The 16,745-nt window shown below is 35.8% G+C and carries 17 protein-coding genes; 10 read left to right on the top strand and 7 right to left on the bottom strand.

What is annotated here, in order from left to right:
• The first annotated feature begins 8 nt into the window (after positions 1-8).
• From V5J73_RS14455 to V5J73_RS14440, 4 genes are all read left to right on the top strand, one after another.
• Positions 9-743 carry a lysophospholipid acyltransferase family protein gene (locus V5J73_RS14455; protein WP_338646688.1) on the top strand — a complete coding sequence of 245 codons (735 nt, stop codon included), beginning with the start codon at positions 9-11 and terminating at the stop codon, positions 741-743.
• Positions 744-753: 10 nt separating this feature from the next.
• On the top strand, positions 754-1,743 hold the full coding sequence (locus V5J73_RS14450; protein WP_338646687.1) for an acyl-ACP desaturase: 990 nt from the start codon (positions 754-756) through the stop codon (positions 1,741-1,743).
• Between the two features lie 90 nt (positions 1,744-1,833).
• Entirely contained in the window at positions 1,834-2,487 is a 654-nt protein-coding gene (locus tag V5J73_RS14445; protein WP_338646686.1) for an HD domain-containing protein, read from the top strand.
• A gap of 144 nt (positions 2,488-2,631) precedes the next feature.
• The gene (locus tag V5J73_RS14440; protein WP_338646684.1) at positions 2,632-3,768 is read left to right on the top strand and encodes a hypothetical protein; all 1,137 of its coding nucleotides are present in this window, start codon (positions 2,632-2,634) and stop codon (positions 3,766-3,768) included.
• Positions 3,769-3,820: 52 nt separating this feature from the next.
• Here the strand turns inward: V5J73_RS14440 and V5J73_RS14435 are convergent, their stop codons facing one another.
• The 7 genes from V5J73_RS14435 to V5J73_RS14405 form a co-directional block, all read right to left on the bottom strand.
• Complete coding sequence (locus V5J73_RS14435) at positions 3,821-4,219, bottom strand: hypothetical protein (protein ID WP_099713912.1); 399 nt, start codon at positions 4,217-4,219, stop codon at positions 3,821-3,823.
• A 147-nt stretch (positions 4,220-4,366) separates the two neighbouring features.
• A complete protein-coding gene (locus tag V5J73_RS14430; RefSeq protein WP_338646683.1) occupies positions 4,367-5,149 on the bottom strand; it encodes an enoyl-CoA hydratase/isomerase family protein in 783 nt (260 codons plus the stop codon).
• Positions 5,150-5,159: 10 nt separating this feature from the next.
• A complete protein-coding gene (locus V5J73_RS14425) occupies positions 5,160-6,632 on the bottom strand; it encodes a sensor histidine kinase (RefSeq protein ID WP_445236403.1) in 1,473 nt (490 codons plus the stop codon).
• Position 6,633: 1 nt separating this feature from the next.
• Positions 6,634-7,188 (bottom strand): CopD family protein, encoded by a 555-nt coding sequence (locus V5J73_RS14420; protein WP_338646682.1) that lies wholly within the window; start codon positions 7,186-7,188, stop codon positions 6,634-6,636.
• Between the two features lie 2 nt (positions 7,189-7,190).
• Positions 7,191-8,531 carry an MATE family efflux transporter gene (locus tag V5J73_RS14415; protein WP_338646681.1) on the bottom strand — a complete coding sequence of 447 codons (1,341 nt, stop codon included), beginning with the start codon at positions 8,529-8,531 and terminating at the stop codon, positions 7,191-7,193.
• Complete coding sequence (gene hemH / locus V5J73_RS14410) at positions 8,532-9,587, bottom strand: ferrochelatase (protein ID WP_338646680.1); 1,056 nt, start codon at positions 9,585-9,587, stop codon at positions 8,532-8,534.
• Between the two features lie 99 nt (positions 9,588-9,686).
• Positions 9,687-10,562 carry a helix-turn-helix domain-containing protein gene (locus V5J73_RS14405; RefSeq protein ID WP_338646679.1) on the bottom strand — a complete coding sequence of 292 codons (876 nt, stop codon included), beginning with the start codon at positions 10,560-10,562 and terminating at the stop codon, positions 9,687-9,689.
• Positions 10,563-10,790: 228 nt separating this feature from the next.
• Between V5J73_RS14405 and hemA the strand changes: the two genes are divergently transcribed.
• The 6 genes from hemA (at position 10,791) to hemB (ending at position 16,743) form a co-directional block, all read left to right on the top strand.
• Positions 10,791-12,047, top strand: a complete 1,257-nt coding sequence (gene hemA, locus V5J73_RS14400) for a glutamyl-tRNA reductase (RefSeq protein WP_338646678.1) — start codon at positions 10,791-10,793, stop codon at positions 12,045-12,047.
• Complete coding sequence (gene hemC / locus V5J73_RS14395) at positions 12,044-12,964, top strand: hydroxymethylbilane synthase (RefSeq protein WP_338648629.1); 921 nt, start codon at positions 12,044-12,046, stop codon at positions 12,962-12,964. Before hemA ends, hemC begins: the two co-directional genes overlap by 4 nt.
• Entirely contained in the window at positions 12,964-13,647 is a 684-nt protein-coding gene (locus tag V5J73_RS14390) for a uroporphyrinogen-III synthase (protein WP_338646677.1), read from the top strand. Before hemC ends, V5J73_RS14390 begins: the two co-directional genes overlap by 1 nt.
• A 22-nt stretch (positions 13,648-13,669) precedes the next feature.
• Entirely contained in the window at positions 13,670-14,695 is a 1,026-nt protein-coding gene (gene hemE, locus V5J73_RS14385) for a uroporphyrinogen decarboxylase (protein WP_338646676.1), read from the top strand.
• Positions 14,696-14,764: 69 nt separating this feature from the next.
• Complete coding sequence (gene hemF, locus V5J73_RS14380; protein WP_338646675.1) at positions 14,765-15,667, top strand: oxygen-dependent coproporphyrinogen oxidase; 903 nt, start codon at positions 14,765-14,767, stop codon at positions 15,665-15,667.
• Between the two features lie 80 nt (positions 15,668-15,747).
• Entirely contained in the window at positions 15,748-16,743 is a 996-nt protein-coding gene (hemB, locus tag V5J73_RS14375; protein ID WP_338646674.1) for a porphobilinogen synthase, read from the top strand.
• Positions 16,744-16,745 lie beyond the last annotated feature (2 nt).

The following is a 16,745-nucleotide window of genomic DNA, read 5'->3' as shown; positions in this document are numbered from 1 at the left end:
TTTAAAGCATGCAAAAACTAATTTCGTATCCCATTTCCGTAATTTATTATTTATGTTTCGGTCTTACATTGGTTATTTTTCATCCAATTCAGTGGGTTTGCTTCAATGTTTTTGGTTATCAAGCCCATAAAAAAAGTGTCGACTATTTGAATTTTTTCTTATTGAGATGCACGAATCTTTTGGGAACAACGTACAAATTTGAAAACATAGAAAGCATTCCAAAAAATGTCCCTCTGATTTTTGTGTCTAATCATCAAAGTATGTATGATATTATTGCTATGATTTGGTTTTTTCGCCGATTTCATTGTAAATTTGTTAGTAAGAAAGAATTAGGAAAAGGCATCCCAAGTGTATCGTTTAATTTACGTCATGGAGGCTCTGTTCTTATTGATCGTAAAGATCCCAAACAAGCCATTCCGGCCATCAAAGGATTGTCTGAATATATTGAAAAAAACAACCGTTCCGCAGTTATTTTTCCGGAAGGAACACGAAGCAAGACTGGTAAACCAAAAGAGTTTGCGCAAAGTGGTTTGAAAATTTTATGTAAGTATGCGCCCTCGGCATACGTAGTTCCAGTAAGTATAAACAATTCTTGGAAAATAGTTAAATACGGGTTTTTCCCTTTAGGTTTAGGAAATCGCCTTACCTTTGTAGTACATAAACCGTTAGCGGTTAAAGATTATGATTTTGCTGATCTGATGGAAAAAACAGAAACAGCAGTTGTTCAAGGAATAAAAATTTAATTTATATATAATGTCAATAAAAAACATTCGATTAGAAGTAATGCAGTTTTTGGAAAAAAACGTAGACAGCTTTGTCGATCAGTATTTAATTCCAGTGGAAAAAATATGGCAGCCAACAGATTTTTTGCCTAATTCCCAAAGCGATACTTTTTTTGATGAGGTCAAAGAATTACGTGAAATTGCAAAAGAATTACCGTATGATTTCTGGGTAACTTTAGTAGGTGATACGATTACTGAGGAAGCTTTACCAACTTACGAATCCTGGTTAATGGACGTAGACGGAATTGATAATGTAGAGCGTAATGGCTGGTCTAAATGGATCAGACAATGGACTGGAGAGGAAAATCGTCATGGTGATTTACTGAACAAATATTTATATTTATCAGGTCGTGTGAATATGCGCGAAGTAGAAATGACAACGCAACACCTTATTAACGACGGTTTTGATATTGGAACCGGAAGAGATCCATACAAAAACTTTGTGTACACCAGTTTCCAAGAATTAGCAACGTATGTGTCTCACAACAGAGTAGCGCAAATGGCTAAGAAATATGGCGACAACAAATTGTCTAAAATGTGTAAAATGATTGCTGGTGACGAGATGCGTCATCATCATGCGTACAGCGAATTTGTAAACCGTATTTTTCAAGTTGATCCAAGTGAAATGATGCTTGCGTTTCAATACATGATGAAAGCAAAAATCGTTATGCCAGCGCATTTCTTGAGAGAATCCGGTGAAAAAATCAGTACTGCTTTCGAACAGTTTTCTGATTCGGCACAACGAATTGGGGTTTATACTGCAGCGGATTATGTGGATATCATGCAAAAATTAATTGACAAATGGGAAATTGACAAAATTTCCGGTTTGACTGATGAAGCAGAAAAAGCCCGTGATTACTTGATGAAATTACCGGCAAGAATGGCAAGAATTTCAGAAAGATTAGTAATTCCACAAGAATCACACATCTTCAAATGGGTAGAGCCAGCTTTAGTAAGATAGATTTTTGAGTTCTAAATAAAGAATAAAAATGTTGAATTTTGAAGTTGGAGAACTTTGAAATTCAACATTTTTTTTAAAATAAAATAAACAATGACAAACCCTGATTTAATAAGTAAAACGATTCTTTTTGTAAAAGAAAAACTAGAAAATGCCGAAGGCGGACACGACTGGTTTCATATCGAAAGAGTTTATAAAAATGCTGTTCTGATTTCAAAAAATGAAGTTTGTGATGCCACTGTTGTAAAACTTGGGGCTTTGCTTCATGATGTTGCCGACAGTAAGTTTCATGATGGTGATGAAACCGTTGGACCAAGAATAGCGCGTGAATTTTTAGAATCAGAAAATGTTGACGAAGAAATCATCGCTCATGTGGTAAATATCATTGAAAACATCTCATACAAAGGAGGTAATTTCGAAAAGAAATTCTCATCCATAGAATTAGATGTGGTGCAGGATGCAGATCGTTTAGATGCGATTGGCGCCATTGGAATCGCCAGAACGTTCAATTATGGTGGATTTAAAAATAGAGCGCTTTACGACCCTAAAATCGCTCCAAATTCCAGTATGACCAAGGAAGAATACAAGAAGAATGATTCTCCAACGCTCAATCATTTTTACGAGAAGTTATTGCTTTTGAAAGACAAGATGAATACACAGACCGGAAAACAAATTGCGCAAGAAAGACACCGTTATATGGAAGGATTTCTGGCGCAGTTTTATGCGGAATGGGAGGGGGAGAAATAGGATTTTTGATTGCGGATTAACGATTTTAGATTTCAGATGTTTCTTGATTGCTGATTAACGATTTCAGGGGGTAAAAATAAGTTTGGGATATGCAATAACAAACCAAATAGTGCTATATTTCCCATAAAAAAATAAATATCATTTATGAAAACTTTTTTTAAATTTTTGTTCTTTGTTGCAGTATTCTTTTCAATTACTATAAATGCCCAAAACAATCAGAAATACAGTGGTTTATGGTCAGAAAAACAGAGCGTATATAGCGGAAAAAATTTAAAAGATTCTGTAAAAACGGTCTATTTTAAAATGTGTAACCTTAAACAAAGTTTGTCTGATTCGGATAAAGATCGTGTTATTTTAGATAACGATATTCGAAACTTTATCTATCTAAATATAGATAAATATGGCAGGATAAAAACAGAGCTATGTAATGGAGGTTTTGTAAGAGACACCTTTATCACTAACATCAATTATAAAAGAACTGATGATTATGTATATGATGATAAAGACTGGGCAAAAAAAAGCAAGTATAAAACAGTATCAAAACAATATTTTCCTGTACAGAATTATAGTTTATTAGTGAAATTGAATCGAACATTAATTGAAAAAAAAACAAGAAAAATAGGCGGTAAAATATGGCAGGAATTGACTAAATATCTATATATCTATCTGTATGATGAATTAGGAAGAATAAAAGAAGAACAAGAATACAAAGTGTTTAGGTTTGCAGAAATTATACAAGATACGATTCAAAAAAAAGAAGATTTATTTTGCCGAAAACTCTTTACTTATAATAACAAAGGCCAAGTAATAAACCAGAAAATAATCGAAGGTTTATACGCAAAAGAAAAAGAAAGATCTTATTCAGATATGGGTACAGAGTGTGGTTTTTGTGATGATTTACAATTAAAGTATGCTTATGATCAATTGGGTCGTATCACGCAAGTCACGATGTATGGTTGCGGGAAAGTAGTTGCTAGTGAAGAATACAGCTATCACCCAACTAAAGATTATGTAGAAAAGGTAAAATGTTATGTTACCGGACCAGGTGAAATGTCAAATCCTACTAAAAGGTTTGTAAAGACCTATAATGAACAGGGCGATATTATTGAGAAAGAGTTTATACCAAACTCTCCACAACAAACACTTACAGAAAAAATACGCTATTATAGTTATGAATACGACAATCATAATAACTGGATAAAATGCAATATGTATCTGGAAGGTACTAAAGAAGGAGAACCATCGTTAGTTGCTGAGCGAAAAATAGAATACTATAATTAAAGTTATTCTAGCACAAATCGTGAGTCCAACCACTGAATACTGCAAACTTATTTTAAATTCCTTTTTCTTTCATTTCCAAAATCACATCCGAAGCATTTTTAAAAGTTGGAGCCTGTTCAATAATGCTTCCCACTCTTTTTTTATTGAGTTTAAAGGTGATGTCATTTTCTGTTGTAAACAATAAAGCGGTCAAAAACGGGTTGTTCATATACGGAGCCAATATAATAAAGGCTTCGTCAAGGGAATGGAAACTTTCTATTTCTTCGGTTTTGTAACGTGCCGTAACCGAAAGACTAAATACGTCATTCTCCAGTAAAACGGGACGCACATAAATATTTTTCAGTTCCGTATCACCAATGGTTTTGGCAAGTGTTAGTTTGGCGTACGTATGGTTTTCTATACTTTCTTTTACCTTTTCCCAGAAAAGTACAAATACAGGTTGGAAGGACATAAGTTTAATTTTAGATGGTGTTATATTCCGAAACGGGTCTGTAAAATTAAGTGTTGTAAGCCAAACAATCTCTTTTTAAGGAAAGATTATTTTAAAGGATAATCACTTATAAACTAAAAAGAGAACCACTGTGGCTCTCTTTTGTTATTATTTCCCAGTAAATACCGCTTTTCTTTTCTCCAAGAAAGCTGTTGTTCCTTCTTTAAAATCTTCGGTTCCAAAGCATTTTCCAAAGGCTTTTATTTCGGTTTCATAGCCGTTTTTTCCTTCTTTGAAATTAGCATTGACTGCTTTTATGGCTTTGCCAATGGCGTAAGGAGAATTCTTGATTATTTTGTTTGCAAGGTTCACGCAGTAGTCTAAAAGTTCGGCTTCTGGAACTACGTGATTTACTAGTCCGGTTCTGTAAGCGTCTTGTGCTGTTACCATTCCTGCTGTCATAATCATTTCCATCGCGCGTCCTTTTCCTATCAATTGTGGCAAACGTTGTGTTCCTCCGTAACCTGGAATTACGCCCAATGAAACTTCAGGCAATCCCATTTTTGCATTTTCCGAAGCGATTCTAAAATGACACGCCATCGCCAGTTCTAATCCGCCACCCAATGCAAAACCATTGACCGCTGCAATTACCGGAGTTTTTAAGTTCTCTATAAAATCAAATAATTTCTCTTGTCCTTCTGTCGCCAATTGCGTTCCTTCTTCAATCGAAAAATTAGCAAATTCAGAAATATCAGCTCCGGCCACAAAAGCTTTTTCACCACTTCCAGTTAGAATAATAGCACGAATTTCATCATTTTTCCCTAATGTTTTGAAGGCTTTGTTCAAATCAGAAATGGTTGCAACATTCAAAGCGTTTAGTTTTGTAGGACGATTAATAGTAATCGTTGCGATGTTGTTTTCAGTTGCAATTAAAATGTTTTCGTAATTCATAATTGTAATTTTAAGAGTTAATTATTGGGAGTGAGACAATAAAAGTAGTTCCTTTTCCAAATTCAGTTTCAAAGGTAATCGTTCCTTTATAATTTTCGATAATGTTTTTTATAATACCGAGACCAAGACCCATTCCGCTGCTTTTTGTGGTGAATTTTGGTTCGAATATACGGTCGATGTCCTTGGGCTGAATGCCAATTCCGTTATCGGCAACAGTAATTAAAACGTTGTTTTGTTCTTTTTTTACTGATACAATAATGGACTTGTTTTCCTGCTGTTCCGGAATGGACTGAATGGCATTCTTTGCTAAATTTGTGATGATTCGAATGAGTTGAGTTCGGTCAATTTTCGAAATAATTTCGGGAGAATCACTTTGGAATTGAATGTATTCTTCGTTGAAAATATCCATGGCAAGTTCTACTACTTCCACCACGTTTAAGGTTTCATTTTGTTGTGCCGGCATTGATGCAAAATTCGAAAAAGCCGAAGCTACCGCGCTCATTGTATCAATTTGCTGGATTAAAGTTTCGGAATAGTCATTCATTTTCTGCTTTACATTGGGATCAGTCGGATCAAATTTTCGCTGAAAACTCTGCACTGTTAATCGCATTGGCGTAAGCGGATTCTTGATTTCATGCGCCACCTGTTTGGCCATTTCGCGCCAAGCTTCTTCACGTTCGCTTTGTGCTAGTTTGATGGCACTTTTCTCGAGTTCATCCACCATTGCATTGTATGCTTTAATCAGTAAGTTTATTTCCTTGCTGTTGGCCTCCAGAACAATTTTCTCATTTTTTTGGTTCAAACTCGTTTCGCTTAACTTATCTGAGATTGTTTTCAATGATTTAGTGATGTAAGAAGAGAGGAAGTAAGCAAGTGCAAAAGCGACAATAAGCATAAAGGAATATACTTGTCCTAATCGAATCAGAAAGCTTTTCAGTTCGTTTTCATAATATCCATCGTCTTCTACATAAGGCAGGTTTAGTATTCCTAGCGGTTTGAATTTATCGTCTTTTATTTGACTGAAAGCAGAACGATTCTTTTTGCCATCAATAGTTTTAATCTCTACGTACCTTTTTTCGATAGAGGAACGAACTAGTTTTAAAATATATTTGGGAATTGGCGGGGCTACTTTATCAACAGAAAATGATTCCTTGGAGGATTTCAATAGTTTTCCGTCAAGGCTGTAAATGTTGATTTCGATGTTATGAATGTGGGCTAATTCGTGAATTTTATCTTTAAAGATTAAATCCAAATTTCCAGAATTTAGCGGGTATGTCGTGGTTGAAAGCACATAGTTGATGTGTTCTTTTACGGCATTTTCATTACGTTCCAACCGTTCTTGGTGATATTCTTTGGCTTCATTTTTAAATTGAATAATAGAAATGGAAGCTAATAAAACAGAAGCCATTATTATCACTACAATCATGGAAAGGAAAATCCTTATTCGTAGCGAAAGCATTGCTATTTTGAAGCTTTTGAACATATTAAGATTGATTTCTTTCTCTAATTCTTTTGTAAAATTTAAATCCAAGCATGATTAAAATGGAAAAAAGGAATATTCCAATTACTCCATAAATCCAGTTGACCGCATTTTTTAAAATTACTAAAAAAACTACTGCAAAAAGGATTATTGTTGCTCCTTCATTCCACAAACGCATAAAATTAGTGGAGTATTTCTCTTCGTCATTTTGCAACTGCTTGAATATTTGATGGCATTTTGCATGATACAAGTACAACACAAATACAAAGCCAAGTTTTACATGCATCCAAGGCATTTGCAACCAGGCGCGTCCTAAATCTGTAAAAAACAGCATCCAAAAAGCAAAAATACTGGCCAAAACTGCTGATGGCCAAGTGATAATGTACCACAAACGATACGTCATTATTTTATATTGTTTTTGAAGAATTTCTTTCTCTGGTGACGGTTTTTGAGCCGCTTCAATTTGGTACACAAATAAGCGTACAATGTAAAATAATCCTGCAAACCATGTGATTACAAAGATGAGGTGTAAGGATTTAAGGTAATTATAGTATTCCATTGTTAGTTTGAATCAGTTTTCGTGTTCATTTCTTTTTTTAAAAAATATGCCGTGAGTATTGTTGATAAAACATCGGCAATTGGGAATGCAATCCACACTCCAAAAATACCTAAAAAATTTGGTAGAAGCAGTACTAACGGAATTAGGAAAAATCCTTGTTTACTCAATGTCAAAAGCAATGCTTTTTTTGCCTTTCCCGCCGCTTGAAAATAGGCTGCTCCAATTAATTGTATCGCTATGATTGGTGAAGCTGCAAAAACCCAACGCAATGCTTCTGGAGTTTGGTCAATTACGAGTGGATCAGTTGTAAAAATGGCAACAATAGGTTTGGCAAAAATTAGAATAACCACAAAAATCAACGAAGCTAAAATGGCGGCGTATTTTATTGAAACCGCTACACTTTCTTTGACTCTTGAATAATTTCCCGCTCCGTAATTAAAACCAGCAATGGGTAGAAATCCCTGCGTAATTCCCAAAATTGGAAACAAGGCAAACATCAGCATTCGGCTGATAATTCCATATATAGCAACGGAATGTTCGCCGCCGTACGTGTACAAAGTATGATTTAGGATTATCGCTAAAATACTCACGACTCCTTGTCTGGAGAAAGTCACGAAACTCAGTTCAGAGATTTCTTTGACAATGGGTGTTTTAAATGTAAAATGCTTCATTTTTAGTTTTAGTTCACTCTTGAAAACAAAAAACCAAAGCACAAACAAGAAGCAGGTAAAATAAGATATGGCTGTTGCCAAAGCAGCGCCCAACATTCCTAAATCTAAGTATTTGATAAAGAGAATATCCAGTGCAATATTTACAAATGCGGGAATAATCATGGCGACCATGGCAAACTTGGCTTTGCCTTCTGCACGAATCACATTGTTGCCCATCATGCAAAGTGCTAAAAAAGGAACACTAATAATTATGGGAATAAAAAATTCTTTGGCAGGTAGCATTATGGCGCCTTTTGCACCAAAAAGCATCAGCATTTCGTCACTGAATATAAGCCCAAATACCACAAAAACAGACGCTAATAAGAACGTCATCATGATTTGATTGCCAAAGGTATGCAATGCTTTTTCCTTATGATTGGCTCCTAATGCTCTGGAAAGTACAGAACCTCCGCCCACACCAATTGCCATTCCTAAAGAAGAAATCAAAAAGGTGATGGGCAAAACTACGGTTACCGCCGCAATGGCCAATGAACCAATCCATTGACCAACAAATATGGTGTCGATTAAAATATTAACCGACATGAATAAAATCCCAATAGAAGACGGAACAGCTTGTTTAATCAAGAGTTTTTTGATGTCTTGACTTCCTAATTCATCGGCGGTAACGGCCATTTATGCTGTGATTTTGTCAGCATCAACTTTAATGGAAGAAGAGGCATTTGACCAATTTGAAATCCAGTTACTCACGGTTTTACACCAGTCATCGCTGTCATTTAAGCAAGGAATTGCCATAAATTTTTCGCCACCGTGGTGCAAAAATTCTTCGTTGGCTTCCATGGCAATTTCTTCTAATGTTTCTAAACAATCCGATACAAATGCAGGCGTTACAACAGCAAGATTTTTAATTCCTTTTTCGGGCATTTTGTTTACTTCAACATCCGTGTAAGGGGTTAACCATTTGTCTCCTGCCAAGCGGGATTGAAAGGTCTGGCTGTACTTTCCTTCTGGAATACCGAGTAGTTTAACCACTTGTTTGGTGGTTTCATAACATTGGTGACGGTAACAAAACTCATGCGCCGGTGATGGCGTGTTGCAACAAGAACCGTCTATTTTGCAATGTGATTTGGTAATATCTGTTTTGCGAATGTGACGCTCTGGAATTCCGTGGTACGAGAATAACAAATGATCGTAATCAAAACCTTCTAAATGTCCTTTGATAGAATCGGCCAGGTTTTGTAAATAATGAGGTTTGTTATAAAAAGCTGGAACAATCGTAAATTTCATTTCTGGGAAATACTTTTTACGGTGCTCTTCAGCCAGTTCTAATATTGTAGTCGTAGATGCCATGGCGTGTTGTGGATACAATGGAAAAAGCATCACTTCGGTCACACCTTTATCATGTAATTCTTGTAAACCAGATAATAAAGACGGATTGCCGTAACGCATCGCTAGTGCAACGGGTACATCTACTAATTTTTGAACTTTTTCGTGCATTCTTTTTGAAATTACTACTAGCGGAGATCCTTCATCCCACCATATTTTTGCGTAAGCGGCAGCTGATTTTTTTGGTCGTGTTTGCAAAATGATTCCACGTACTAATAATGCGCGCAACAAAAATGGAACATCAATCACGTATTTGTCCATTAAAAATTCATCTAAATACGGTTTAACGTCTTTAGGAGTTGGACTTTCTGGGGAACCAAGATTTACTAATAATACACCTTTCATGTTGTCTTTTTTTGTTATTACAAAAGTAATTAAACTTACTTTTTTATAAATTGCGATTAACTATTTTTTATTTATTGTTTAATATAAGAAATCAATTGTTTACGACATATTTGGGTTTATTGACATCAAATATTTTTTGGGCGTAGTGGCAAATTTCTTTTTGAATGCCGCTATAAAATGACTTCCTGTGCTGTAGCCAATTTTCAATCCTACTTCATTTACGTTGTAGGAACCACTGTCGAGTAATTTTCGGGCAAAATCCATTTTGTAGTCAAATAGAAAACCATAAACCGTATCGCCATAAATTTGTTTAAAACCCATTTTGAGTTTCTTTAAATTTAAACCTATTTCATCGGCTAATTCTTGTAGTCCAGGCGGTTCAGCCATATTGGCAATGATGATTTCTTTGGCTTTTCTAATCTTCATTACATTGTCTTCATCTATTAAAAACGGACATTGTTCTGCGTTTGGGTCTTCGGTTCTATTGAAATACAAACTCAATAATTCGTATCCTTTTCCTTTATAATAGAGGTTTTTTATTGACGGATGTAGGCTGTAGTGAAACAATTGCGACAAAACAATTGCCATCGAAGGGCTGATGTTTCCTTCGTTATAATATTTCTTGTCCTTATTATCAGCACTCAAAAAAGTAATATAATCCGCTTCTGTTGAAAATAAAGCATGAAATTTTTTGATAGAAATTATTACGGATATTACCCAGGAATTTGGTGCTAATTCCAAATTTAAGGGCAACTCTTTTTGTGGATTGTACAAAAGCAATGATTTCTCCTCTTTTAGTTCCAAAGCATAGTTACCTTGGTTAAAAATAAACTTGGCTTTCCCTTTGATTCCGAAGTGAAACTGAATTAATCCGCTACCTACTTCACGTTGTGCATTAAAGGCATCAACACTATCATTTTGAAAGCGAATGAGCGTAAAATCATCCTCAATTTTTATAATTTCCTGAGAACCCATAGCGATATTTTTTTAATATGAAAATGATACTTATCAAACCTTTTTATTTAGAACAACTCTAAATAAAGCAATTCAAACAACTTGATTTCACTACAAAAATAGAATTTTTTACTATAAAATAAGCAATTGGAAACAAAAAATCACTTAGCGATACAAAAAGAACTTCTAGCGTTACTTTTATAAATACTATAGTGATAATTTTGTTCCACTTTCTGGAAAAGTGCAAATATGGAAAACAATAACACATCAAAGCATCACTATTTTTACGCAGTTGGATTGAGCTATAAAAAAGCAGATGCTGAGATTAGAGGTAAGTTTAGTTTAGATGCTGCTGCAAAAACGCGTTTATTAGAACAAGCTAAGAATGAAGGAATAGAGAGTTTAATAGTCACTTCTACCTGCAACCGTACTGAAATTTACGGGTATGCAGAACATCCATTTCAATTAATCAAATTAATTTGCGAGAATAGTCAAGGCTCTGTTGAAGCATTTCAAAAGGTAGGCTTTGTCTATAAAAATCAAGAAGCGATTAGTCACTTGTTTCGTGTAGGAACTGGTTTAGACAGTCAGATTCTTGGTGATTTTGAAATTATCGCACAAATAAGAAATTCCTTTTCACAATCAAAAGCATTAGGTTTAGCAAATGCTTTTATGGAACGATTAGTGAATGCTGTTATTCAAGCCAGTAAAAAAATAAAAACAGATACGGAAATTAGTTCTGGCGCTACTTCGGTTTCTTTTGCTGCGGTTCAATATATTTTCAAGAACGTAGAAGACATTGGAAACAAAAATATTCTCTTGTTTGGTACCGGAAAAATAGGCAGAAATACATGTGAAAATTTAGTAAAACATACAAAAAATGAACATATTACGCTAATTAATAGAACCAAAGAAAAAGCAGAGAAATTAGCCGGAAAATTGAATCTAATCGTAAAAGATTACTCAGAATTACACCTTGAACTACAAAAAGCAGATGTTGTTGTGGTAGCCACCGGCGCACAAAATCCAACCATTGACAAGGCAATTCTGAATTTGAAAAAACCAATGTTGATTTTGGATTTATCGATTCCGAAAAATGTGCATGAAAATGTGGAAGAAATTGATGGTGTTACCTTGATTCACATGGATTATTTGTCACAACTAACAGACGAAACTTTAGAAAATAGAAAAAAACACATCCCGGCTGCTGAGGCAATTATTGAAGAAATCAAAGAAGAATTTATTACTTGGACCAAAGGCAGAAAATTTGCGCCGACAATCAACGCATTGAAAGCAAAATTGAATGCGATAAAAATCTCCGAATTGGATTTCCAAAGTAAGAAAATTTCAAATTTCAATGAGGAACAAGCCGAAATAATCAGTAACAGGATTATCCAAAAAATAACGACTCACTTTGCCAATCATTTGAAAGAGGACGATACTATGGTAGACGAAAGCATAGAGTGGATTGAGAAAGTTTTCAAAATAGGAGCTATTACAAAATAATGAGCAAAACGATACGCATAGGAACTCGCGATAGCGAACTCGCGCTTTGGCAAGCCCACACCGTCGAAAAAAAACTAAATGATTTAGGCCATAAAACCGAAATTATTGCGGTAAAATCACAAGGAGATATCATTCTCGACAAACCACTTTACGAATTAGGAATCACAGGAATTTTTACTAAAACACTGGATATCGCTATGATAAATGGTGATGTTGATATTGCAGTTCATTCCATGAAAGATGTTCCTACGGCTTTGCCAATAGGAATTGTTCAGGCGGCAGTTTTAGAAAGAGCCAATACATTAGACATTTTAGTACACAAAGGAAACCTTGATTTTCTTACTGGAGCAGGAACAATTGCCACAGGAAGTTTGCGTCGTCAGGCACAATGGTTAAACAAATATCCCAATCATAAAGTTGTTGATTTGCGTGGAAACGTCAATACGAGAATGCAGAAATTACAGGAAAGCGATTGGAACGGAGCCGTTTTTGCAGCAGCAGGATTAGAACGAATCAACTTGAAACCTTCTAATTATATCGATTTGGATTGGATGATTCCAGCGCCAGCTCAAGGTGCTATGGTTGTTGTGGCAATGGCAAATGATGAATTTTGCAGACAAGCGCTAAACGAACTCAACGATATTGATACCGAAGTTTGTACCCATATTGAAAGACAGTTTTTAAAAACACTCGAAGGTGGCTGTACGGCACCAATTGGTGCTTTAGCAGTTTTTGTAGAAGATGATATTGTGTTCAAAGGCGTTCTTTTTTCATTGGATGGAAAACAAAAAATTGAAGTCGAAAAAACCGTTCCGATGCAAGAATGGAAGAAATTAGGCTTTTACTGTGCCAAAGAAATTCTACAAAATGGCGGAGCAGAATTGATGACGGAAATTAAAAATAATTTGAAGAAGTAATGAGTCAAACAAGTATTTTATCCACCAAAACATTGTCGGCAGAACAAAGACAAGTATTTCTGGATGCTAATTTTGATCTTTTAGAACAAGATTTTATCGAAATTAAAAACAACCTTTTTGAACTGAAAACAATCAACAACAACTTAATTTTTAGCAGTCAAAATGCGGTTTTAAGTTTGATTGAACAAAACGGTTGGGAAGTTTTAAAAACGAAACCTGTTTTTTGTGTTGGTATAAAAACCAAGGAATTATTGGAGTCTCATGGCTTTACAGTAGATGTTTATTTGGATTATGCATCTGAATTAGCCGAAATCATTACCCTGATTTATAATAAGGAAAGCTACACTTTTTTGAGCGGAAATTTGCGCAAAGAAACGTTGCCAGAAGCATTAAAAAGCGCCGGAATAACTTTTAACGAAATCGAAGTGTATCAAACCAAGTTGGCGCCTTTCAAAATATCCGACCAAGAAAAATTTGACGGAATTCTGTTTTTTAGCCCATCTGGCGTTGAAAGTTATCTGACAAATAATAAAATCAAGAATGAAGTTTGTTTTTGCATCGGCACTACTACAGCATCGGCATTAGAAACAAAAAAAATTAAAAACATTGTAATTGCCAAAACACCAACTATTGAAGAGGTGATTGAGGAAGTGATTGAATATTATAAAACGGAAAGCATCTAGCAATCTGCTAAAATCTAAATACATGATTAAGAACGACCTATTTTTAAGAGCACTAAAAGGAGAAACGGTACAACGTCCACCAGTTTGGATGATGCGTCAAGCGGGAAGATATTTGCCGGAATTCATTGCATTACGCGATAAATATGATTTTTTCACTCGTTGTCAAACGCCAGAATTAGCGGCTGAAATTACCGTACAACCAATACGTAGAATTGCGCCGGATGCTGCGATTTTGTTTTCGGATATATTAGTAATTCCACAAGCTATGGGAATTGATGTGGAGATGAAACCTAATTTTGGTCCGTATTTACCAAATCCAATTCGTACGATTCAGGATGTGGAGAAAGTAATCGTTCCAGATGTTAATGAAACTTTAGGTTACGTTTTTGACGCGATTAAATTGACCAAAGAAATGCTGAACGATGAGGTACCATTAATTGGTTTCGCAGGTTCACCTTGGACAATTATGTGTTATGCAGTGGAAGGAAAAGGGTCTAAAAGTTTTGATATGGCCAAAGGATTTTGTTTCCAACATCCAGAAGCAGCGCATGTTTTATTACAAAAAATTACCGATACTACTATTGCATACCTAAAAGAGAAAGTAAAAGCGGGCGTAAATGCCGTTCAAATTTTTGACTCTTGGGGCGGAATGTTGTCTCCAGTGGATTACCAAGAATTCTCTTGGAAATACATCAACCAAATCATCGAGGCTTTGGCCGATCATACACCAGTTATAGTTTTCGGAAAAGGATGTTGGTTTGCATTAAATGAAATGGGAAAAAGTAGAGCTTCAGCACTTGGTGTAGATTGGACTTGTTCTCCAAGAAATGCACGATACTTGTCCGGTGGAAACATCACATTACAAGGAAATTTTGATCCATCTAGATTGTTATCTCCAATTCCAGTTATCAAGAAAATGGTACACGAAATGATTGACGAATTTGGAAAAGACAAATACATCGTGAATTTAGGTCACGGAATTTTACCAAATATTCCTGTGGATCACGCAAAAGCGTTTATTGATGCGGTGAAGGAATACAATCAATAATAAGTCACAGTTGCAGTTGTTATTTTCCATTTTTGGAATTATGAAAACTCTACTGAAAACTAATTTATAATGAAAAATAAGTTTTACGCATACATACAAAACCTTCAAGACCAAATCGTAGCTGGATTAGAAGCAGTTGAAGATCAAGCCAAATTCCGTGAAGACCTTTGGGAACGTCCGGAAGGCGGCGGCGGAAGAACCCGCGTAATTGAAAACGGAACTGTTTTCGAAAAAGGCGGAGTTAATATTTCGGCAGTTCACGGAAAATTACCGGAAGCCATGCAAAAAATGTTCAACGTTGGTGAAGCTGATTTTTTTGCCTGCGGATTGAGTTTGGTTTTGCACCCAAAAAATCCAATGGTGCCAACCGTTCACGCGAACTGGCGTTATTTCGAAATGTACGATGATAATGGAAACGTGATCCAACAATGGTTTGGTGGCGGACAAGATTTAACACCGTATTATCTGTTTGAAGAAGATTCGATTCATTTTCATCAAACGTGTAAAACGGTCTGCGACAAACATAATCCGGAGTTTTATCCAAAATATAAGAAACAATGCGATGCCTATTTCTGGAACGCGCACCGAAATGAAGCGCGCGGAATTGGAGGATTATTTTTCGATTATTGCAAAGCTACAGAGACAATGTCAATGCAAGATTGGTACAACTTTGTAACCGAAGTTGGTAATAGTTTCCTGCAAGCGTATGTTCCCATTGTAGAAAAAAGAAAAGATTTACCGTATACTCCAGAACAAAGAACGTGGCAGGAAATCCGTCGCGGTCGTTATGTCGAATTCAATTTGGTGCATGACAAAGGCACTTTATTTGGTCTAAAAACCAACGGAAGAATCGAAAGTATTTTGATGAGTTTGCCACCGCACGTGCAGTGGGTTTACGATCATCACGCTGAAGCAGGAAGCGAAGAAGAAAAATTAGTAAACGTATTAGAGAATCCAAGAGATTGGCTTTAGGTTTATTTTAAATTCTGAATTTTAAATTTTAAATGGGTTTAACTTTAAACTTTTAAACCTGAAACTTTAAACGAAAATATATGTTCCCATTACACAGAGGCAGAAGATTAAGAACAAACGAATCCATTAGAAGTTTAGTTCGTGAAACCAGTTTGAGTCCTAGTGATTTCATGTTTCCTATGTTTATTGCTGAAGGCGAAAATGTACAAGTAGAAATTTCCTCCATGCCAGGAATATTTCGTCGTTCGATAGATTTAACGGTCAAAGAAGTCAAAGAAATATTTGCATTGGGAATTCGTGCGGTGAATATTTATGTAAAAGTCAGTGAAAATTTAAAAGATAACGAAGGAAATGAAGCTTGGAATCCAAACGGATTGATGCAAAATGCCATTCGTGCCATCAAAGCCGCTTGTCCGGAAATGATTGTAATGCCTGATGTAGCTTTGGATCCCTATTCCATTTACGGACATGACGGAATCATTGCAAACGGTGATGTAGAAAATGATTCGACGAACGCAGCTTTGGTGAAAATGGCAGTTTCTCATGCGCAATCGGGTGCCGATTTTGTAGCGCCAAGCGATATGATGGATGGTCGCGTGTTGCGTTTACGCCAAGGATTAGACGCTGCGGGTTTTCACAATGTAGGGATCATGAGTTATTCGGCTAAATATGCTTCTGCATTTTACGGACCGTTTCGAGATGCTCTTGACAGTGCTCCAAAAGAAGCGGATGTTGTAGTGCCAAAAGACAAAAAAACCTATCAAATGGATTTTGCAAACCGTCTTGAAGCCATAAAAGAAGCGTTGTGGGACGTAGAAGAAGGTGCTGATATGGTTATGGTAAAACCAGGAATTGCGTATCTTGATATCGTTCGTGAAGTTAAGAATGCTGTAAATGTACCGGTGACAGTATACCATGTTTCAGGGGAATATGCCATGATCAAAGCGGCTGCCGAAAGAGGTTGGCTTGATCACGATCAAACCATGATGGAACAACTTATGTGTATCAAGCGCGCTGGAGCCAGTTTAATTTCGACTTATTTTGCCAAGGAAGCTGCAATACTTTTAAACAAATAGAA

Origin of the sequence: Flavobacterium sp. KS-LB2 (assembly GCF_036895565.1) — a bacterium.
Taxonomy (GTDB): Bacteria; Bacteroidota; Bacteroidia; order Flavobacteriales; family Flavobacteriaceae; genus Flavobacterium.
The sequence above is the reverse complement of the archived record's forward strand: the minus strand, read 5'-3'. Positions and strand labels throughout refer to the sequence as shown.